This is a genomic window from Bacillota bacterium (assembly GCA_023511455.1).
Classification (GTDB): domain Bacteria; phylum Armatimonadota; class HRBIN16; order HRBIN16; family HRBIN16; genus HRBIN16.
On record JAIMBJ010000048.1, the window covers coordinates 1 to 20,960 of the forward strand.

General features: G+C 57.6%; 21 protein-coding genes and 1 other RNA gene. 12 read left to right on the forward strand and 10 right to left on the reverse strand.

The genetic code is table 11. The annotated features are described in order from the left end of the window. From K6U75_15970 to K6U75_16005, 8 genes are all read right to left on the reverse strand, one after another. The coding region (locus K6U75_15970; GenBank protein ID MCL6476535.1) for an RHS repeat-associated core domain-containing protein at nucleotides 1–245 on the reverse strand (245 nt) is incomplete at its 3' end. A 23-nt stretch (nucleotides 246–268) separates the two neighbouring features. Continuing rightward, complete coding sequence (locus tag K6U75_15975; GenBank protein ID MCL6476536.1) at nucleotides 269–730, reverse strand: hypothetical protein; 462 nt, start codon at nucleotides 728–730, stop codon at nucleotides 269–271. Nucleotides 731–1,567: 837 nt separating this feature from the next. After that, nucleotides 1,568–2,215, reverse strand: a complete 648-nt coding sequence (locus K6U75_15980) for an RHS repeat-associated core domain-containing protein (protein MCL6476537.1) — start codon at nucleotides 2,213–2,215, stop codon at nucleotides 1,568–1,570. Beyond that, nucleotides 2,173–2,526, reverse strand: a complete 354-nt coding sequence (locus K6U75_15985) for a DUF5615 family PIN-like protein (GenBank protein MCL6476538.1) — start codon at nucleotides 2,524–2,526, stop codon at nucleotides 2,173–2,175. The genes K6U75_15980 and K6U75_15985 overlap by 43 nt, the downstream gene beginning before the upstream one ends. After that, entirely contained in the window at nucleotides 2,523–2,762 is a 240-nt protein-coding gene (locus K6U75_15990) for a DUF433 domain-containing protein (GenBank protein MCL6476539.1), read from the reverse strand. Before K6U75_15990 ends, K6U75_15985 begins: the two co-directional genes overlap by 4 nt. A gap of 495 nt (nucleotides 2,763–3,257) precedes the next feature. After that, entirely contained in the window at nucleotides 3,258–3,647 is a 390-nt protein-coding gene (locus tag K6U75_15995) for a type II toxin-antitoxin system VapC family toxin (protein ID MCL6476540.1), read from the reverse strand. Beyond that, nucleotides 3,644–3,865 carry a DUF2281 domain-containing protein gene (locus tag K6U75_16000; protein MCL6476541.1) on the reverse strand — a complete coding sequence of 74 codons (222 nt, stop codon included), beginning with the start codon at nucleotides 3,863–3,865 and terminating at the stop codon, nucleotides 3,644–3,646. Before K6U75_16000 ends, K6U75_15995 begins: the two co-directional genes overlap by 4 nt. A 419-nt stretch (nucleotides 3,866–4,284) precedes the next feature. Then, nucleotides 4,285–5,001, reverse strand: a complete 717-nt coding sequence (locus K6U75_16005) for an RHS repeat-associated core domain-containing protein (GenBank protein ID MCL6476542.1) — start codon at nucleotides 4,999–5,001, stop codon at nucleotides 4,285–4,287. A gap of 310 nt (nucleotides 5,002–5,311) precedes the next feature. Between K6U75_16005 and K6U75_16010 the strand changes: the two genes are divergently transcribed. The 9 genes from K6U75_16010 (at nucleotide 5,312) to gspE (ending at nucleotide 14,243) form a co-directional block, all read left to right on the forward strand. Then, nucleotides 5,312–6,241: an ABC transporter ATP-binding protein gene (locus K6U75_16010; GenBank protein MCL6476543.1), complete on the forward strand. Its 930-nt coding sequence runs from the start codon at nucleotides 5,312–5,314 to the stop codon at nucleotides 6,239–6,241. Continuing rightward, nucleotides 6,238–7,017: an ABC transporter permease subunit gene (locus K6U75_16015; protein ID MCL6476544.1), complete on the forward strand. Its 780-nt coding sequence runs from the start codon at nucleotides 6,238–6,240 to the stop codon at nucleotides 7,015–7,017. The genes K6U75_16010 and K6U75_16015 overlap by 4 nt, the downstream gene beginning before the upstream one ends. A gap of 2 nt (nucleotides 7,018–7,019) precedes the next feature. Next, nucleotides 7,020–8,375 carry a hypothetical protein gene (locus K6U75_16020; protein MCL6476545.1) on the forward strand — a complete coding sequence of 452 codons (1,356 nt, stop codon included), beginning with the start codon at nucleotides 7,020–7,022 and terminating at the stop codon, nucleotides 8,373–8,375. Between the two features lie 34 nt (nucleotides 8,376–8,409). Beyond that, an RNA gene (ffs, locus tag K6U75_16025) (signal recognition particle sRNA large type) lies at nucleotides 8,410–8,674 on the forward strand. A 40-nt stretch (nucleotides 8,675–8,714) separates the two neighbouring features. Then, on the forward strand, nucleotides 8,715–9,716 hold the full coding sequence (locus K6U75_16030; GenBank protein MCL6476546.1) for an alpha/beta hydrolase: 1,002 nt from the start codon (nucleotides 8,715–8,717) through the stop codon (nucleotides 9,714–9,716). A 3-nt stretch (nucleotides 9,717–9,719) separates the two neighbouring features. Further along, nucleotides 9,720–11,429, forward strand: coding sequence for a DNA polymerase III subunit gamma/tau (gene dnaX, locus K6U75_16035; protein MCL6476547.1), 1,710 nt, complete (start codon nucleotides 9,720–9,722; stop codon nucleotides 11,427–11,429). 2 nt (nucleotides 11,430–11,431) lie between these two features. Further along, nucleotides 11,432–11,764, forward strand: a complete 333-nt coding sequence (locus K6U75_16040) for a YbaB/EbfC family nucleoid-associated protein (GenBank protein MCL6476548.1) — start codon at nucleotides 11,432–11,434, stop codon at nucleotides 11,762–11,764. Further along, nucleotides 11,765–12,364: a recombination mediator RecR gene (recR, locus tag K6U75_16045; protein MCL6476549.1), complete on the forward strand. Its 600-nt coding sequence runs from the start codon at nucleotides 11,765–11,767 to the stop codon at nucleotides 12,362–12,364. It begins immediately after the preceding gene. A 163-nt stretch (nucleotides 12,365–12,527) separates the two neighbouring features. Continuing rightward, the gene (gene gspE / locus K6U75_16050) at nucleotides 12,528–14,243 is read left to right on the forward strand and encodes a type II secretion system ATPase GspE (protein ID MCL6476550.1); all 1,716 of its coding nucleotides are present in this window, start codon (nucleotides 12,528–12,530) and stop codon (nucleotides 14,241–14,243) included. Nucleotides 14,244–14,283: 40 nt separating this feature from the next. Here the strand turns inward: gspE and K6U75_16055 are convergent, their stop codons facing one another. Next, on the reverse strand, nucleotides 14,284–16,143 hold the full coding sequence (locus tag K6U75_16055) for a DUF4091 domain-containing protein (protein ID MCL6476551.1): 1,860 nt from the start codon (nucleotides 16,141–16,143) through the stop codon (nucleotides 14,284–14,286). 261 nt (nucleotides 16,144–16,404) lie between these two features. On the opposite strand from K6U75_16055, the gene K6U75_16060 reads away from it, so the two are divergent. The 3 genes from K6U75_16060 to K6U75_16070 are packed head-to-tail and all read left to right on the forward strand — an operon-like array spanning nucleotide 16,405 to nucleotide 18,771. Further along, on the forward strand, nucleotides 16,405–16,722 hold the full coding sequence (locus K6U75_16060) for a divalent-cation tolerance protein CutA (protein ID MCL6476552.1): 318 nt from the start codon (nucleotides 16,405–16,407) through the stop codon (nucleotides 16,720–16,722). 54 nt (nucleotides 16,723–16,776) lie between these two features. Continuing rightward, on the forward strand, nucleotides 16,777–18,255 hold the full coding sequence (locus K6U75_16065; protein MCL6476553.1) for an N-acetylmuramoyl-L-alanine amidase: 1,479 nt from the start codon (nucleotides 16,777–16,779) through the stop codon (nucleotides 18,253–18,255). Then, nucleotides 18,256–18,771, forward strand: a complete 516-nt coding sequence (locus K6U75_16070; protein ID MCL6476554.1) for a GerMN domain-containing protein — start codon at nucleotides 18,256–18,258, stop codon at nucleotides 18,769–18,771. A gap of 127 nt (nucleotides 18,772–18,898) precedes the next feature. On the opposite strand, the gene K6U75_16075 is transcribed toward K6U75_16070, so the two are convergent. Further along, nucleotides 18,899–20,449 (reverse strand): hypothetical protein, encoded by a 1,551-nt coding sequence (locus tag K6U75_16075; GenBank protein MCL6476555.1) that lies wholly within the window; start codon nucleotides 20,447–20,449, stop codon nucleotides 18,899–18,901. Between the last annotated feature and the right edge of the window lie 511 nt (nucleotides 20,450–20,960).

Below are 20,960 nucleotides of genomic sequence, written 5' to 3' on the forward strand. Positions count from 1 at the left end.
TAGGCTAATGTTAAACAAATATCAACGATACCGCAGCCCTTCGGGTCTGCCCCCATCACCACCCCGTTCCCCACATATGCATACAGATTGACGCCCCCCTCCAACCCAATCGGGTCTCTGGTCAAAAACCGTCCCGTGGCGGGGTCAAAGTAGCGATGTGTCAGTAACAGTATTCCCGTTTCCACGTCGGTGTAGTAACCCCACTGCCCCTTGTAGCCGTATGGTGTCGGGTTATTACCAGACATGCGCTGACCCCAGGCGTCGGAAACTAGTCAGCAAACTGATACCACTCTTCAGGAAACTCCCAGATGCGCTTGATTCCACCCTTCTGGACGTCTACATAGCCTAATACCCCGTTCGCCACCACAAACAGTCCTTTATTGTCTCGGCTCCATGTAATGGCAAGGTTGCCTGCCCATTTCGGACCGACAGGGTGCGCCTTCGCCCCCATGTTATCAGCTACCCAGAACCGATACCCTTCATGCATTCGCTGGAACTTCCTTCCCAAAGGGTCATGAAACCACGTGTGATACCAGAGCAGGAGCTTGCGACTGTCTCTTGACCACAGAACGCGCCTACGCCAACCGGGCACAACCAATTCTCGGTTCACTTTCCCACGACCGCCCGTTGGAACTAATATCACGGTGCTGGTATCCTTTTCCCCGCTGCCGTCCACCAGCGCAGCCATGAACCCATCGGGAGACAACCAGCCCTGAAACGTTTTCTCCACCACCCTCACCACCCTCAAAGCTGCGGGTGCCTTTGCAGAACCGCGGGCGAGTCCCAACAGTGGTGTTCCGTCTCGTTTGACCGATGCAACGACGGCATGTATATTGCCACTCCGGCAATCGTACCACACATCCTTACATCGCCACCCCGTTGGCGTTTCCCCAATTACCTTCTCTTTTCCTGTTCCCAAATCGATGACATGCAAAGTGTCCAGGCATCTGGACCCATCCAACACCATTTCTCCTGTCTCCAATTTGCGAAACGCTGGCGCAAACCGAGTGAACACCACACAATCTCGGTATGGGCACAACTTAAAGTTTCCAAGCAGGAAATCCGAGCAGGGAGGCGGCACGGGTACACGCGGGTCTCCTTCGCAGACAAAAGACCGCAATACGCGCTCTACGCCGTTCTTTGAGACAAGCACGATGCTTACCTCATCGCTTGCAAGCTTGGCAGCTTCTGCTGGCGTGGGCGAGAGCTCTCGTCCAGCATAGAGGAGGCGGCTACGCTTGACCACAAGGTTGGCAGACCAGCCGACCACGCGGTCGGCGGTCTGTGGCTGGGGGGGTAACGACTTGGCTCCCGAGACGACAAGCCTCCCCGATGACACATCTACCACCGCATACCACGAGATAGAAGAGAGTTGTACGACACCATCCCTCCATGCGGAGGAGCTACGCACGGGGGCGAGCACAGAGAACGCGACTTGCCGCCCCTCGATGTCTACATCCACACCCTCACTCGATGCGAAGCAGCGTGGGAGGCCGTCCTCCATCCGACGCAATGTCCACGAAGATTTATCTTGAGTTGGTGGCTGGGACATGGAAGCGTTTCCTCCTCACCAATCCCCAAAGAGCACAGCGCCACCCGTCGAGGTCCGACGACCACGACGCCCGTTTTTGCCTCTCTCTTTTTGCTGACGCCACGCGTCGCACGCCTGTTGACATCGGTCATCGGGAACTCCTAGCGCACCGCAACATGCATAGCACCGCATTTGAAAAACTGCACCTCTGCCCGGACAGTTATAGCAATCAAGAATACTTCGCGGATAGTGGCAGCTGTGGCTCCGCTTGAGCACCCTGCCCAATAATCTGTTCAGCTCACATAAGTCGTTAACAGCCACGCATGTATTCACGTACGTGGGATAGAGTGGGTAGTCTGGCGTGAACAAGAGGGGCGCACAGATAGCATAACACCACGTGCTGTCAAATAAACCACAAGGATCCCTCTTACTCACCACCCCATTGCCCACATACGCATACAGGTTAATCCCTCCCTCAAACCCAATCGGGTCGCGGGTCAAAAACCGCCCCGTCGCGGGGTCAAAGTAACGGTGCGTCAGGAACAGCGGCACGGTCTCCCCGTCGGTGTGGTAGCCCCGGTGCCCGTTTTGACCTTCGTTCGCGACCCTTAATCGCCCAGCCGCAGCAGAAGTTCTTGTCTTCACCAGTGCACAATCAAGCGCTCCCGCGTCAGTTCGACAAATTCATGCGCCACCAGTGCCATTTCCATATCGTGGAGATGTTCAGCAATCAGAGAAATTAGGTCGTCGTTACGGATATTACCTGTGCTAATCAGCAGCAGTTTGTATGCCCCCACGTCCAGTGCCAGCCGGTGGATGAACCCTCTATCCTTAGTGATGAGCACGGCTTGCTGATGCCGTGAGATAAACTCTATCGCGGCGTCAGGGGTGCGGTTTCCATCTGGCAAGTCTAAAGTGTGTATCGCTTCGTGCCCCGCCTGCTGCAACAAAGATGCTAACCGGCGTGGCAGCTGCGCGTCCACCAGGAATCTCATCGAACCAGTTCCTGGAGCTTTTCCGTGCGCACCATCTTCACGGCATACTGCAGGCACGCCAGCAGGTCTTCACGCTCGAGGTCGGGATAGTCTTCCAGTATCTGCTCAAAGGTCATCCCCGAAGCCATCAACTCCAGAATGCTCTCCACGGGATAACGCAACCCGCGAATGACCGGCTTGCCGTGACACATGTTGGCGTCAATCACGATGCGCTGCTGCCAAGTAGAAGTGCTCATCGTTGCCTCCAAATGCACAACTGCCTCTGCTGGATATTATGATACCCTACCATGCGTCGGCTTGTGAAATGCAATTGATTTAGAAACACTATTGGTAACAAACTCAGTCATGGGCGTCTTCGTCCTCACCGCCAGCGGCGGCAGGCGAGTCTGTTACCAAAAGCTCCGCGAGTTCCTCGTAGGCTTCGTCCAACGCCCACGCAAACTCGCGGAGCAGGCGGTCATCCACCTCCAATCCGTGTGTTTTGGGTCAGAGAGAGGCGGGTCGCCACTCCCTACCCCTGTGGGGGTGCTGCGTCTATATGTTACCAAAGGGCCGTGCGGCGTGCCAAGCGTAGTCGGGTGGTATGAGGGTTTTGGTTACATTGAACATGTTACCAAATCAATTACACAAAACACGGCTACAGGTTGACCCCTCCCTCAAACCCTATCGGGTCTCTGGTCAAAAACCGCCCTGTCGCGGGGTTAAAGAAGCAGAGCCCACGAGTTCGGTTCTTAACCCCACATCCGTTGCACGCCATAGGCATCCAGCGAGGCGTCACCACTTGCAATCGCTATCCCCTCTACCCGCGCCTGTGCCACCAGCAGGCGGTCAAACGGGTCGCGATGATGGAAGGGCAACTCTATCAGCTCCGACAAATGGGCTACCGTGATGGGTAGCAACTCAAAGCTGTTGATTTCTACCTGCGTTTGGATAAATACATCAAACGGCTGTTGGAGGCGCATTCGCCCAAGGCTTAACTTAATCGCCATCTCCCACAGACTGGCAATGCTGAGAAGCACTCGGTTGTGCGGCGTCTCAATCGCAATACGAACCACCGCAGGTAAGCGCTCCGCGCCTGCAACAAACCACAGAAAGGTATGCGTGTCAAGGAGAATCGTCATGACATGTAGGGAAGAAAATCCTCAAGTGGGGCGTCGAAATCCTCACTCAACGTGACCATGCCGCGGGCACTGCCGAACTGGCGCGGGCGCACTGCTGGCATGGCGGTGAGCTGCACCATACCTTGCTCCGTGCGGATAAACACCCTTTCGCCCTGCAACACCGACGCCAGCAGGTCGTTCAGTTGCCCTCGTGCCTCTTCTACAGTAACTACGCGCATCTCAGGTTCTCCACCAAGAAAGACCACTGTCAATATAGCACAAAGCACGACCATGTGCAAGATAGACAAGCCCTCCAATCAAGCCGCTGCAAGCGGCTGACACTCCCATCTGCAGCCAGATATACTTTTCAGGGCGATGCACGGTGCGTCACGCTGTGCCGAGGTCTCGTCTTCGCCAACTCGCTACGCAACTCAACTACGTTGTACACGCTAACCACCAACCCTGTTAGACTCACCAATAAGAGGACAGCACCAATCCAACGGGGTTTGCAATGCGTCCTGAACGCTTTCTCAGGGAAAAACGTCATCACGAAAGCCGGGATGCCGAAACAGACAGAGACGATTATGCCCACTAACGGCCACTGCAGACCCATCAACAGCATCCTCCGTTCCATCTCATCCATCGTCCCCCCACCTCCTTACCAACTCCGATAACCGCACTGCTCAAGCAACCACTGGGCAACGTCGTAACAGTTGTTCCCAACAAGGCAATATAGGGGCGGTTGCCGCTGAGGTCTTTTCATATTGCCGCATACACACTTCTCTTGCTCAGGTGTGAGGTTAACTTTACGACATCGCTCACCTTCTCGATGAGGAGGCGCTAAGTCTCCTGTTTCCCACAAGCCCTCATCGATTATCGGGGAAGTGCACCACTTACCTGAGGGGGTAAACCCTAGACACACCCTTCGTTCGGTTTTTTCTCCTGTCTTCGTCTCGTCACAGCATAGCCACACACGGCTGCCAACGCTGAATTTGGGAGGCCCTTCACACCAATCAACCTTTAAACCGAGCCGGTCTTGCCGTCTTACCACCCCATTCCCTACATACGCATACAGGTTGATGCCCCCGTCAAACCCAATCGGGTCTCTGGTCAAAAACCGCCCCGTCGCGGAGTCAAAGTAGCGATGTGTCAGTAACAGTATTCCCGTTTCCACGTCGGTGTAGTAACCCCACTGCCCTTTGTAGCCGTAGGGCGTCGGGTTGCTGCCAGACATGCGCTGACCCCAGGCATCATACGCCAGGTTCGCCAGCACCGTAAGACCGTCGTCGTCCATCAGGTGCACTGCGTTGCCCTGCGGGTCAAACTGGTAGCCCGTGGTGCCATACACCAGCAAACCGTTCGACCCAAACGCCACGCCTGCTACCTGCCCACACTTCCATCATAGCAGAAGCCAGCGCAACATTGCAAGCCTTTTTGCGAGGATGCGCGAAAAAGCGTCTAACCCCTACCCTCTCCGCAAACCCGCCAGTTTTTCCCAAAAACCGTGAAACCTTCGGGCGTATCAGGCACCTTTTTAACCGTTTTTTCGTATATACTGTATGAGCCCTGCTGTAGAAACGGCGTCGTTTGACACCGCGCAGGGCTTTCGGTATACTATCGCACGGTGGTTTTTGCCACAAAACCCATATTACAGGCGCCAACCAAAAGGAGGCATGGCATAACCGATGGAGTCAGCCATCAAAATCGAAGGTCTCACGAAAGAGTACCTGAACAAAACAACAGGACAAATGGTCCGCGCTGTGGACGACCTGCATCTGGAAGTATATAAGGGGGAAATCTTCGGCTTCCTAGGACCCAACGGCGCGGGCAAAACCACAACCATTAAAATGCTGCTCGGGCTTATCTTTCCCACTAAAGGCGATGCATGGATTTTCGGCAAGCCGATTGGCGATGTCAGCGTCAAGAAGGTGATTGCCTACCTGCCCGAAAGCCCCTACTTCTACGAGTACCTTACGGGTCGGCAGGTGCTGGATTTCTACGCCCGGCTGTTCGGCATTCCTGCCAGCGAGCGCAAGAAGAAAGTGGACACCCTGCTGGAGGTGGTGGGGCTGTCGCGCGACGGCGACAAGACCCTGCGCAACTACTCGAAGGGGATGTTGCAGCGCATTGGCATCGCGCAGGCGCTGCTGAACGACCCCGAGCTGCTGTTCTTAGACGAACCCACTTCCGGTCTGGACCCGATGGCGCGCATCGAAATCCGCGACCTCATCATCCGCCTGAAGCAACAGGGCAAGACCGTCTTCCTCAGCTCGCACCAGCTGCTGGAGGTGGAGCTCATCTGCGACCGCGTCTCTATCCTGAACCGTGGTAAGCTGTTGAAGGCAGGCAAGCTGGACGAACTGTTGCCCAGCGGGCGCGTGGAGATTGTCGCGGAGAACGTGGACGACGGTGTGGCGGAGAAAATCCGCGCGATGGGCGGACAAGTGCACCGCCAGGATGGACGGTTGGTGGTGCAACAGCCCGATGACGCCTCGGTGAACAAAGTGGTGGACATTATCCGCAGCGCGAACGGGGTTATCCGCTCGCTCACCCCACAGCGACGCACCCTCGAAGAGCTCTTCGTTTCCACCATTGAGGAGGTTGAAAAGAGATGACGGCGGTTATGGCAATTGCTTACAACACCATGCGCGAAGCGCTCAGCCGACGTGTGGTGTTGCTGTTCCTGTTCGGGGCACTGGTGCTGATTGTCCTGTCGCCCCTGTTCAGCTTCCTCTCCCCGCGTGAGGAACTGACCCTGCTCAAAAGCCTCGGGTTGGGTGTGATCCAGCTGGCTTCGATGTTCATCTGTATCGTGATGGGCATCTCGTTGATACCCACCGAGATCGAGCGCCGCACCATCTACACCGTGCTCTCCAAGCCGGTGCAGCGCTATGAGTTTGTGCTGGGCAAGTTCCTGGGCGGCATCCTCACCATGCTGTTCAACATCCTGTTCATGGGCATCGTCTTCTTCGCGGTGGTGGCATGGCGGGGTACGCCCAAACAGGCGCTGGACCTCTGGAAGGGCTTCATGATGATTTTCTTCCAGATGAGCATTCTGGTGTCGCTGGCGATTTTCTTCTCAGTGTTCCTTACCCCCTTCGTCAACTTCTTCATGTCGCTGGGGGTGTACATAGTGGGAACGCTCTCCAGCGTCACCGAATCGCTCATGAAGGGTGAAAACCGTACCATCATCCAGAAGGGCATCGGCGCGGTGCTGCACTACCTGTTGCCCCAGTTCGGCAACTTCAACGTCCAGAACAAGATTATCCACCCCGAAACGCGCATCATCAACGAAACAGTGTACTATATTCAGAACATCGGCTATGCGTTGCTATACATCGCGGTGCTGCTCATCATCGCGGTCATCATCTTTGACCGGCGTGAGGTGTAACCATGCGACGAACGCAGCTGATACTGGCTATTGTCGTACTGTGGGCGCTGAGCGCCGTGCTGCAGACCGCGATCGACCCGCTCCGCAAGCAGTTCGAGCCGAAGGTGGAAGGGCTATTCGGCAAAATGACCGGGTTGCCCACCGAGTACATCTTCGGCACGATGCTGGGCTTCCGCGAGGTGGTGGCAGGGGCGCTGTGGGTGCGTGCGGACTCCTTCTTCCACGAAGGCAACTATGACGCCATCCTGCCCATCATCCGGCTGGTGACGTGGCTGGACCCGCACAATCTGGACGTTTACAGCACCGGCGCGTGGCACATCGGCTACAACTTCACCGACACCGAGCAACGTTCAGACCGTCGCTACCTCTCCGCCGCGTTGAAGCTGCTGGAGGAGGGCGTCGAAAACAACCCCGATGTGTACGACCTGTACTTCGAGATGGGCTGGATGTGGTACGACAAAATCAAGCAGGGGCACAATGCCGTCCAGTGGTTCCAGAAGGCTTACGAGTTCCCCGACCGACCGGACGAGTATTCGCCCGGGATACCCCCAGCGCGCCGGCACATGGTGGCGCACGCTTGGGAGAAAGCCGGGCTGATCGACCAGTGCTTGCTCACCTGGCAGGACATCCTGCAGAGGCACGAGCGCTATTACGAGTCGCACAAGAAAGAGTATATGGCGCGGGTTCAAATAGACGTTGCCAAGCATAACTATACCTTGACCGACCTGCGCCAGTACCGGCGCTACCTGAAGCAACCCCCGGACACGCAACCGCCCATCGACGTCAAGTTCGACGTGAAGGTGCGCGTGGTGGAGCCCAAGATTATTGAGGTCTCCGGTACGGTGGACCTGGGCAACTACTTCGACGAGCAGATGCAGAAGATGGACTACCGCCCCGGGCGTGTGGACGTGGTGCTGCGCGACGAGGGCTATAAGTCCTCCATCCTGCCGACCGATGAGAAAGAGGCGGGTGAGGTGTGGCGGCAGAAGGTGTTTACCTTCGATGTGCCCGATGTGACCATCATGCAGGAGCAGATAGCCATTATCAAGGGCAAGTTCAAGCGCAAGATCGATATGAGCAAAGACCCGATGATGTACAGCTTCAAGGCTCCGCGCTACGTGGTCACGGTGCGCTTCAACCCGTTGTACGCGCCGCCGCAGACGCAGGACCGCATCGGCTGGCGAGGCGAAGGTCTCACCGATAAGCGCTACCTGCGTCTGGACAAGGTGACCACCGTGGACAAGGACGGCAAGACATACACGGTGGACGTGCGCCGCGTGCGCAAGCACCTGCTGCTGACCCGTGAGCAGTTGCTGAGCGGTAAAGGCGAGGCGGTCGAGTACACGGGTCTGGAATAGCACCGCCCGATGTGTTACAATAGTGATAGAGTAGCCGTGCTAGCCGGGGAGCTAGCGGTGCCCTGTACCCGCAATCCGCTATAGCGGGGGTGAACTCCTGCCCGCGGTGCCGTCTTGTGGGCAGTGCCTGCGTAAGTGGCGTGGATGGTTGGGCGCTGCGCAACGGTTGACGTGCCAACCCCGCCAGGTCCGGAAGGAAGCAACGGTCAACACGCTCGCCGTGTGCCGCAGACCTACCCAGCCGGAGTCAACTGCGCAGGTCGACACCCGGAAGGCGTGCATCAAAGGCAGGTGCACGGCTACTCTATCACTTGTGTTTTTTCACCCATGATGAAGCTGATGAACACCATGCGTTTCGTGATTGCTGGCATCGGGATAGTGCTGTGTCTGACAGCAGGTGTGCAGGCGGATGAACGTGAGGTTCGCATTCCGAGCGATGGGGTCGTACTGGCTGGTACATTAACCACACCCCATGCTTCCAGTAAATCACCCGCCCTGCTTTTAATCCCCGGAAGCGGCGCGGTAGACCGTAACGGCAACGGCGACGGATTGAATACCGACCTGTATCGCCACCTAGCGCAACAGCTGGCGCAGATGGGTTATGTCACCCTGCGCTACGATAAACGCGGAGTCGGCGCGAGCAAAATACCCGAAAAGGAGGAGGTTGGAACCACCCTGAGCCAGGTCGCCCGCGATGCACTGGCAGCTCTTAACTTCCTGCGTCAGCAACCGGAAGTAGACCCCAGGCGCGTGGGAGTACTGGGTTACGAAGACGGCGCGCTCATCGGGATGGCACTGGCAGGAGAAACGCCCGACCCACCGAAAGTGCTGGTGTGCCTCGCTCCTCCGGGGCGTACGCCAGCCATCATCCTGCGCGAGAACCTCCAGCAACGGTGGCAAAGCGAGGGGTTGTCGGCGGACAAAATCCAGCGCAGGCTGGGAGACTTTGATACTGCCATTGCCGCCCTTTACTACCGCCTGCCAATGCCTCCCCTGCACGAGGACGTCGCCCCTTACTTTATGCTGCCCGACCGCCCCTATCTGCAGGAGTTCTACTTTGAGAACCCTGTGGCGCGATTGAAGCTGGTGAAGGTGCCCGTGCTGCTATTGTACGGCGAACTGGACAGGCGAGTATCGCCCAAACAGGATGGAGAGCTGTTGTGGCAGCACGCACGCAACGCAGGAAACAGCAAAGTGGAATTGAAAATACTGAGCGGGACGGCTCATGCTTTCAAGTCCTCTCCGGCGGGCGATACGCAGGAAGTATTGACCAACCCGCGACTGCCTCTTGCGCCCGCGCTGGTGAACGCATTAAAGGAATGGCTTTCCGCCAACCTGTGAACGATGGCACACATCGCACTCTATAGGAAATACCGCTCGCAGACGTTCGAAGACGTAATCGGGCAGCAACACGTCACTCAAACGCTGCAAAACGCCATACGAGCGGGCAAGGTTGCCCACGCCTACCTGTTCTGCGGACCGCGCGGCACGGGCAAGACCACCACTGCCCGCTTGCTAGCAAAGGCATTGAACTGCGAGCAGGGTCCTACGCCCACACCCTGCGACCGGTGCGCCATGTGTGTGGCTATCCGCGAGGGCAGGGCAGTGGACGTCATCGAAATGGATGCCGCCTCAGAGACCGGCATCGACGACGTGCGCGAAACCATCATCGAGAACGCGCAGTACATGCCACAACAGGCGCGGTACAAGGTATACATTATCGACGAGGTGCATGACCTCTCCGCGAAAGCCTTTGATGCCCTGCTCAAGACGCTGGAAGAACCACCCCCGCATGTGGTGTTTGTGCTGGCGACCACCGAGGTACAGCGCGTACCTGTCACCATCCGCTCGCGCTGTATTCGCTTCGATTTCCGCCGCGCCTCTCTAGAAGACCTGGTGCTGCGCATCAACACCGTTCTGGAGCGCGAAGGTCTTACCGCCGAGTCGGAGGCAGTGCAAGCCATTGCGCGGGCAGCGGACGGGTCCTTCCGCGATGCCCTGAGCCTGCTGGAACAGGTGCTGGCGTACGCGGGCGGACACGTGGACTACGAGACCGTGCGCTCAGTGCTGGGTATTGTGGATGAGGAGTCGGTGGGCGCGGTGATTAACGCCGCCGCGCGGGGAGATGTGGCTAAGGCGCTGATGGCAGCGGATGAAATGCTTCGACGGGGAAGCAGTGTGCGCACCGTTCTGGAGGCAGTTGCCCAGCGGGTGCGTGACCTGCTGTACGCGCGGGTAGGCGCGCTGGATGAAAGCCTGCCGGTGGCGCAACTGAGCGCACTCCAAGCGCAGGCACAACACTTCAACCCTGATACGCTGAGCAGCATGCTGGACGTGCTTGTACGCGCTCAGGCGCAGTTGCGTCATGTGCCCCAACAGCGTGTGCTTCTGGATATGGCGATGGTGCAGATAGCCGGCATCAAAAAGGAAACAGAGCCAACTGCTCCGGCAAACAGCGGGCACAGGTTGGAGCCATCTGCTACAACGGCACTGTCAGCTCCCGAAGATGGGGCAGGGGAGGCCGCTACTACCCCCAGTCCTTCTCGCTCTGAACAAGCCCAGCAGGATTTTCCGCAGCCCGCTGAAGCCCCCGCTTCGGCTTCCACTGCGGTCAAACCTTCACGCGAGCCGACGACGGCTCCGTCGGTAGACCCCAGCGCGTTCGATCTGCTGAAGCTGATTCAGGGCAGGTGGGAGCAAATCATTGCCAGAGTGGCAGAGCGCAGCCGTGGTGGTGCAGAGGTGCTTCGCGAAGCCAGCCCGGTGCGCGTAGAAGGCGAGAATACAGTGGTACTGCGGTTCCGCACCGAGTTCGCGTATTCCCAGATGCAGGCTGAGAAGCGTCGCCAGTTTGTGGAGCAGACCATTTCGCGCTTTCTGGGGGGCAGGGCAATCACCATCCGGTGCGAAATGCAGCGCGCGAATACCGCTTCTCCATCTGCGAATCCGCCGTCCAACGAGAAACAGCAGGATGGTGAAGAGATAGACGGTGAACAATACGCGCAAGAAGTCGCCCAGACTTTCAACGGTTACATTGAACTGGAAGGAGGATGAGGATGCGAAATCCTTTTGGAGCAAACCCGCGCGACCTGCAGAAGATGCTGGAACAGACCATGCAGCAGATGCAAAAGGCACAGGAGGAGTTGAAAAACCTGCGGGTAGAATCTTCGGTGGGTGGCGGCGTGGTGAAAGCAGTCGTGGATGGAACCGGCGAACTGATCTCCATCGAAATCAATCCGGTGGTGGTAGACCCGAACGACGTGGAGATGCTTCAGGACCTGATTGTTTCCGCTGTGAACGAGGCGCGCGAGCAGGCGGTTGCCGAGGCGGCTCGCCGGATGAGCTCGCTTCCCGGCTTGCCAAACATCGACCTGGGGAACCTGTTCTGAATGATGGAATACGCCAAGCCTCTGGCAAAACTGATCCGCGAACTGGAGAAGATGCCCGGCGTGGGGCCCAAGTCTGCCCAGCGGATGGCGTTTCATATCCTGCGGATGCCCGACGAAGAAGCCCACGCACTGGCGGAAGCCATTATCGAGGTGAAGGAGCGCATCTTTACCTGCAAGCGGTGCTTCAACTTCACCGATGAGGAGTTATGTCCCATCTGCCGCAACCCCTCGCGCGATTCTTCCGTGCTGTGCGTGGTGGCAGATGTGCGCGACCTGATGGCTATCGAGCGCACGCAGGAGTATCGCGGGCTGTACCATGTGCTGCAGGGTGTCATTTCCCCGATGGACGGTGTGGGGACGGAGCAACTGCGCATCCGTGAGCTGCTGCAAAGGCTCCGGTTAGAGCGCGTGGAAGAGGTTATCATCGCGATGAACCCCACCATCGAGGGGGACGCCACCGCCATGTACCTTTCAAAACTCATCAAGCCTCTGGGCATCCGTGTGACGCAGCTGGCACACGGTGTACCCATCGGTGGTGACCTCGATTATGCCGACCAGGCCACGCTGATTTCCGCCCTCGAATGGCGGCGGGAATTGTGATGCCTCCGCGATAGTCCGCACCTGCAGTGCAGGTTTCAGTCTGCGGGATTCTCCCCTCGTCTTTATGACGCTGGGGACCGCGCCGGTCAGCCCGGTGGCTGTGCTTTATCCGCTTATTTACCGATAACTACTAACAGGGGGACACTATACGGGGTGTGCAGCCATGTACGGTCGGCGCAAGCTGGGCGAGATACTAGTAGACCTTGGCTACATTGACTGCCGGCAGCTGGAGGAAGCCCTGCAGTTACAGCAGCGCGAGGGTGGAATGTTGGGGCAGATTCTCGTTCGGCTGGGCTACATCGACGCCGACCAGCTGGCAGAGGCTCAGGCGGAGCAATACGACGTCGACTACGAGAAGATTATCCCCAATAGTGTGCAACCCGATGCCGTCGCCAAAGTACCTGCAGCAATGGCGAAGAGCCTGAAGGCGTTGCCGCTGCGCATCGAGGATGGCAAGCTGGTCGTGGCGATGGAAAACCCTCTCGATGTCGATGCTATCGACGTCCTGCAGCGCCACACCGGTATGTATGTGAAGGTTGTTTACACGAACTCTGAAGACCTGTTAAAGGCAATAGACTTCCACTACGGCGGGATCCCTCCAGATACCGAATCGCTGGACGACGCTATTTCCAAGGTCAGCGCGATGCCTGAGGAGGGAAGCGAAAACCTGGAAGACCTCCGCAAGGCAGTAGAAGACGCGCCGGTGGTGCGTATCGTGAACATGCTCCTGATGGAAGCCATCAACGGACGTGCCAGCGACATTCACCTCGAACCGCGCCGGACACATCTGGAGGTGCGCTACCGCATCGATGGCGAACTGCAACATGTACGCAATATCCCTCGCAACCTGACGGCGGCGTGTATCTCGCGCATCAAAGTGATGGCGGACATGGACATCGCCGAAAGGCGCATTCCCCAGGATGGGCGCATTACCATCCGTGTGGAAGGCAGGCAGGTAGACCTGCGTGTTTCCACTCTGCCCATCCAGCATGGGGAGCGCGTGGTAATGCGCATTCTGGACCGCGACAGAAGCCTGCGCAAGCTGGACGAGCTGGGCTTTTCGCCACACAATCTGTCCACCTTTCGCTGGTTGCTGCAACGACCGAACGGCATCATTCTGGTGACCGGTCCCACCGGTTCGGGCAAGACCACCACGCTCTACGCAGCACTGAGGGAAATACAGTCGGTCTCCCGCAATATCATCACCTGTGAAGACCCGATAGAATACGAGCTGGAAGGCATCAACCAGTCCAACGTGAACGAAAAAGCAGGGCTGACCTTTGCGGCACAGCTGCGTGCTATTCTGCGACAGGACCCCGATGTGGTGCTGGTCGGTGAGATCCGCGACCAGGAAACGGCGGAAATCGCCTGCCGCGCCGCAATGACCGGACACCTGGTGCTCTCTACTCTGCATACCAACGATGCGGTCAGTGCCATTCCGCGTTTGATGGACATGGGCGTGGAGCCTTTCCTCATCAGCTCCGCTTTGGCGGGGGTACTGGCGCAACGACTGGTGCGCGTAATATGCCCGCACTGCAAGCAGGAGTACGAACCCAGCCTTGCAGAGGTTCAACTTATTGGTCGGCCAGTGCAGAGGCTCTATCGTGGAGCAGGCTGTTCGGCATGTGGTGGACGAGGTTATCAGGGGCGTATCAGTGTGCATGAGGTGCTGGTGGTGGACGAGGAGATTCGCACTATGACCATCGAGCGCGTGCCCAGCAGCCGCATCCTTGAAGCCGCCTTGCGCAAAGGCATGGTTCCCATGTCAGACGACGGTATCGAGAAAGCATTACAGGGTATTACCACCCTGGAAGAAGTTACCGCCAAAGCGTTTATCTCCTCCAGCGCGCCTCCTATCGACGTACTGGAAGCAGCATGAACGACCATATCTCATTTCAGGTCATTGTGCCACAAGAACGTTACAGGGCAGGCACTACAAGGCGATTTCGCACACCACCCCGTTGTACTTCCACCGGTATCAGGTCGTCCTGGGTGTTTACCTGCACCTCAAAACTTCCGTCGCGCCCCGCCTTCACGCGCTTCCCACCAGCCGTTACCTCCGTGTCCGGCAGCGTGACGCCGCGCACGATGCTTTTGCCCTCTGTCTTCGAAGCACACCATGCCAGTACCGGCAGGCTTCGGTGTTGCAACGCCTCTATCGCTCGCGCGACCGCGTCCCGAACTTTGTAGAGTTTTTCCGCGTCGCGGGTGTAATTCGTGTAGTCAGGTGCCGCCAGACGGGTGTAGCCCTTTGCCCATGCCTTCGCGTCAAAGTCGGTCAGGCGGAGCCGTTGCGCGACCGGTGCGGCGGCATCTTCCAGCAGGCACAGATACTCATAGTCTTCGATGCCCTCGCGCATGGCTTCGTAGCGCAGGCTGCTGCGCGGAGCCTCCTTGCCCGGGTACACAATCCAGTTATCGCCCGGCGCAAGCTGCTCATCCAGCGGCTGTCCCCAGAAGTTGTAGCCCCAGTGCAAGAAGCCGGTGGTATCCGTCAGGTGATTGAGCCAGTGCAGGATGCGTGTCTTGAGGAGCGGGTAGTCTATCAGCCGATTGGGATACCTGCCCTGCGGCACCCAGGCGACATAGAACCACAGCTCCGCTCCCCGTTCCTGCGCCCGTCGGAACTGCGGGTACCACTGTTCCAGAAAGTTCAGCTGCGGCACCCACACCTCCAGATATCCCTGCAGATTGGGCACGTGAATGGCATCAATGCGTCGCAGGTCGGGGGCAAGGCGCTTTACTCGCTCGGAAAGATGCTTCCACGAATCGACGTTCACTTCTATCGGCTCATCAGCCACGTGGATCATACACCGTTCCATCCAGCCTTTCTGGCGCAGATGCTCCTGAAGCGCGGGGAGCCACTCCTCCGGGGGAATCCATTCGGTTTGCCCTGTTGCCTCGTTCTCGCAGCGCAACGGGTAAGCCACGAAGTTTTTGTCTTCCCACTGCCCATGTTCGCGCCCGCCCACGTGTTGCAACTCGATGAACTCGAAGCCCGCGTCGAGGTAGGTCTGTATCCAGCGGTCCAGCACGTTGAAATCAAAGCGCAGTTTGCCATCGGCTCCCCGTATCGCCTTGTTCGTGCCCCAGGCTACCCACGTGTGATGGTGGTACTGGCGCATAAGACGAGCGGTGCGAGCCAGCAGCTGCCAGAACTCTTCGGACAGATACTCCACGCCCTGTTGCTTTGCCAGCTCGCCGTCGTTCATCCAGACAGTCACTTTCAAGCGCGTGCGCTGCGGGAAGGTAAAGTTGTACACGGTGAGACGCACGGGTACCTGTATTTGTCCATCTTGCAGCCGCACTGTCACCGTGCCGCGGTACTCACCTGCTGAGGCGTTTGCGGGAACCTGCCACTGGACGTAGATGGGCTGGTTCTGTCCGGATTGCAGCGCGATGCTCCTGTCTTCCAGCAAGCCGTCGGGATAATCGGCAGGAGCTTTTCGTACCAGCTCCTCTTGGGGGGTGGCGGTGGAGTTCTTGTTGACCCGATGGTACTCCACAAAAGCGTAGCGGAAAGCGGATGCGGGAATGACGCTTCGACTCCCCTGCTTGCGCAAAGGCGAGCATTCCACGCTCTCCACCCGATTGTCGGTTGGGGCGCGCAGCACCATTTGTGCCCCAACGCGCTGATTCCGTGCGGCAGAGACCGTTATCTCCTGACGCGCCCCGACAGGAGGCGGCGTATCGCGGAAGACATTGTGCAGGGCGTGTGTCGTCCACCATTGTATCTCTGTCAGCGATAAAGCAAACATTGTCAGCATGACAGGAACCATGTGCGTGCCCACTCCTCCTTCCTTTTGCCAGAGTTTGCATCCGGCATTTCGAGCTCGAGCCTGACCGCCCAACACATCCGATACGGAGCGCAGGTCATGGCTATTTTCCTCAATGAGCCAACTATCTCCTTTGAGTAAGCGCCCATCAAGCTTTATGCAGCCCAAAGCCTGCGGCTACATGTGGTAACATCTATGGTGACTTGCGATGATGACCTCATGTCGGTATACTATCCGTTGAGCGTTGCACATCGAGGAGAAGCGATGGTCATCATATATATTACCCTGAACACCGACGAGGAGGCGCGGACGATTTCGCGTGCGTTGCTGCAGAAGCGGCTGGCAGTATGCACCAACTGGTTCCCCATCACCTGCGCTTACCGCTGGAAAGGGGACATCGTGGAGGAACCCGAAACGGTGCTTATCGTGAAAACACTTCCTGAACGGTACGAGTCTATTGTGGATGAGGTGCGCCGACACATTTCGTACACCAACTTCATCGCGCAGGTCGACGTGCCGAAAATAAATAGCGAGTTCGCTGGCTGGCTGGGAGAGGAACTTTGCAACAAAGGCGAGAATTGAGGGATTAAACGCTTCTCAGGGCAGAGGGTGCAAAGAAGGTCGGGAGGTAGAGATTTGGTCGGCTGGCGGTGGATGATGGGCGTGATGGTCGCCATCGGCGTGATGGCGGGACGGCTGTGTGCGCAGTCTGCCGAGCCAACCGCTGCCATGCCTGTCCTGCAAGCCCTGCGCTGGGAGGAAAGTGTGCTGCATATCGTCACCTCCGGCAAGGTAACTTTCTACACCTTTACCCTGCGTGAGCCTTTGCGCGTGGTGATTGACATCTCGCCCTGCACCCTGCCCAAAGAAGTCATTCGGCCAGAGGGCGATACGCCCACTGCGGTAGAGCGTCTGCGCTGGGCGCAGTTCAAGGAGGGTGTGGTGCGCGTGGTGCTGGACCTGCGTGAGAACACCCAGTATGCCCTCTCCACCGCTGCCAGCGGCAGTGAAGCGATGCTGGCGCTGGGTGGTGCTCCTGCAGAAGAGGAGAAGAAACCACTGCCAGCGACGCCAGCCACCAGACCCGCGACACCCCCTCCGCCTCCTGCCGAGCTGGTGCAGATGGAATGGGAACACGGTAAGGACAGCGCGCGCCTGCGCCTGAAGCTCAGCCGCAAAGTGCCGGTGCGCCTGCGCCCGCTCAAAGAGGGTTACAGCACCCTGCTCGAGATGCCGCAGGTGAAGCCCAGCACTGACCTACCTGCCGACTGGAAGGTGAATCATCCTCTCATCGAAGAGGTGCAGTTCTCGCCGGACGAGAAGGGCGTACGCTCGGCGTTACTGATTCGCACCAGCCGCGCCGCCGCCCTGAGCGTGGAGTACGACAGGCAACAGCCGGTGATTACGCTGGCGGTGAACCGTCCCCGCAACGCACACGGCAAACTGTCCGAAAAGCATATCGTGATAGACCCCGGACACGGAGGTAAGTCGTTAGGGGCAGTGGGCAGGGGAGCGGATGGCGTTGTCTATGAGAAGGACATCAACCTGGCTATCGCGCTAAGGGTAAAGGCGTTGCTGTTGAAGGAAAAGGCGACGGTGACCATGACCCGAGAAGACGATAGCACGGTAGAGTTATACGACCGTCCCAAACTGGCGAACGAGAAAGGGGCGGATTTCTTCATCAGCATCCATTGTGACTCTACGCCGAAGCCCAACTCTGCCAGCGGCACCACCACCTATTATCACGCTTCCGACCCCGATGGACGCGCGCTGGCGCAGGCTATCCAGAAGCATCTGGCGGCGGTGACGGGTCTGCCCAACCGCGGGGCACAGACCGACACTGCCATCTATCAATCGGGGTTTGCCGTGCTGCGCCGTAGCGAGATGCCCGCGGTACTGATAGAGGTCGCCTACATCAATAACGAAAAGGACCGGGCGAAGCTCAAAGACCCCAAGTTCCAGCAAAAGGTGGCTGAAGCGATTGTGGCAGGGCTGAAAGCGTATATCGAAGGGGAGCGCGAAGAGCAGGTTGCCGAGGGACAGGAGGTTCATATACGCCCTGCCTCGGACAAGAAGGAAAGCGAGCCACCTGTGCAGATACCGGAGCAGTTGTAAATGAGAACCTTACGCTGGATACTGGTTGTCGTTTTGCTGTCCGTGCTGGCTTTTGGTGGAGGATACTGGTATGCCAGCCGCCGCCCCGAACTGGCTCCCAGACCTACCGGCGTCATCGCAAAGCCGTCGGTTGTGGTGTATGTGCCGCGTTTCGCAGACAACCGCACCGAATGGGAAGCCAAGCCCGTGCCCGTAGGGGAAGGCGAGGACCCATTGCGTATCGCCTTAGAGCACCTGCTGATTACCCGTGACACCCCCTTCCCGCAGGGCACGCGCCTGCTGCGGGTGAGCGTGAAGGATGGGCTGGCGGAGGTGGACTTCAGCCGCGAGCTGATAGACAACTTCCCCGGCGGTTCCACCACCGAAGCGATGATTGTCGAAAGCCTGTGCAAGACGCTGGCGCAGTTTTCCGATGTGGAAAAGGTGCGCATTCTGGTGGAAGGCAATCGGATAGACACCATCGGAGAACATATAGACCTGAGCCAGCCCGTGGCAGTACGCCCGAATGCTTCATGACAGGGATATCAGCCCGCGATTGATGAATGATTGGAACATGTAGCCGCACCCTTTAGGGTGCGGCTACAGATACTGTCTTTCAGCCCCCCTGCCTCTCTACGCCCACGAGGACGGCAAATCGACGCTACTATCCCAGTTCCTGTCGTGTTGCGATGGGGACATAACCCACTTCCAGCCCCTTAGGTGGCGTTACTATCTGGGCAGGGTCCAGTTCAGCCAGCTTGCCAGCGGCGGGCGGAGGAAGATAGTTGCGGTCTCTGCTCCACATTTTGTGGAGTTTCTCCACCTTTGCCTGCATCGCTTCCCGTTCCCTTCTGGTCAAGCCAGCATTCAGTAATGCCGGCTGGTCTGCAAACCTGTACCAGTAATACGTCACGATGCTCCCATCGCCCAGCCGAACTTTGAACGGTCCTGCCACCGGACCCGGATTTCTCCAGCAGCTCCGTAGGTCATCGATGGGCGTGGTGTAGGGTTCTGGCTTTGGCTCAACAGGACGAGTAAACTTCACCTCCTTCAGGCGGGTTTCGACAGGAACTTCCTCGGGCATTACAGGAACCCATCTGGCTCGCTGTCCATCGCCAGCGGTCTCCATGCGGTAATACTCCGGCAAAATGATGAAACTGCGGTATCTCCTCACAAACCTGGGGTTCCATCTGTATCCATAAGTGTAGGGGTCCACAAGGACCGGTGTGGCGAATGCGTTCCAGTCTACGGGAACTTTCGTTTCGCTACTTCCTTTCTGGATGATAATCTCCCAGCTGCTATAACCTCCCTCTCTGAATTTGCGAATGCTGGCTCCTTTAGGGTCTATCGTGCCCCTGCTGGGTGCTCCACCTGAAAACCAGGTCTCCACCGATTCCCAGAGGGCTTTTCTGTTGTAAACGGTGTCCTGACGGATCAGGACAGAGATTCCGTCACGGTTGATCGGGAACAGGACAGGGGCTATCTTCGCATAGTATGTCCCCTTGCTGTCCGTAGCGACGCGGCAGGGGATCCATTGAGTCTCCATCTGGACAGCCCTGTTCGGTTCGGCAGGGCGGGAGTCCAGCAATAACCCCGCCAGGCGACGCTCCTTCAACGCATGGTGGGACCAGAAGTAAGGCGTAAAGAAGGCGACAGGTCCCTTAAAGTTGCTTGCGTTTATGAAAAGTGTCCAGCAATTTCCCCCTGTGGGGATATCTTCTCCGTCGGTTTTCGCCTTCGGCTCAACCAGTGGGAGACTCAGATAGCCGTAACCGAACAGTTCCCCGGCAACACTTTTCTTCAGGACAAGCCCATCGATGGGAAAAAGAAGATGTGGGCTGAGTTGCGCAACTCCATACAGACCTCGCGGCTCTTCCCATGTGCCCCACCCGTGAGCGGGTCCATTGGCTACGGAGGAGAAATTGGGTCCCACGCCGCCCATGATGAACTTGGGTGCTTCGATGGGAAACCTGGTATCTCTCCACCAGCCGAGTCCCCCCTCAATGTCGGAATAAAGGTTTTCTGGTGGCGGCCCATCATATTGGGCGAACATCCATGTGCTGGGCAATCCCGATTGGAAGTTGTGCCCCGGATAGTGCATGAGCAAGGGCCATGCAGCCACGTATATGGAAAACCCCGCGTTATAACTTCTGTCCACTTCCTCAAAGGGAAAGATGAGATAGCCAGCCAGATATGCTTCCTCCTGACCCTCCATCTTCACCACCTCTCGGATTTGCTCCAGTATACCCTTTGAGTTCTCCATGTCCAGAAGGGTTTTCCTGCCGAACAACGTCGCTTAATGCTTTCCTGCCAGTTGGTACCAGCCGCAGGGGTCACTACCACGCCCTTTGCTATCGCAATGACACCTGAGACCCCGCTGATGCAACATGGCAGTTACCGTCACCATCCACTGGCCAAATCCCGCCCCGTGCTATGTTGCATTTTTTTGCCCGACGTGCTGTGATGGAAACGTAAACGATTACTCATCTGAAATGTGCCGGTCTTTGTAACTTCTGGAAGTCAGTTCGCCTGCAGATGAAAATGTTCCGAATCTTGAGAGGAGGTGATATGAAGGCGAGGAGAATAGAGAGACAGTAGCATGAGTGCCTGTATCACGTTGCTTCATTGAGGGTCTGTACACAAACACCATAGGACTTACGCAGTTGGATTGAGGTCATAGGTGGGATGAGCCAGAAAAGCTCTTATCGCTTCCCGAAGCAGAGACA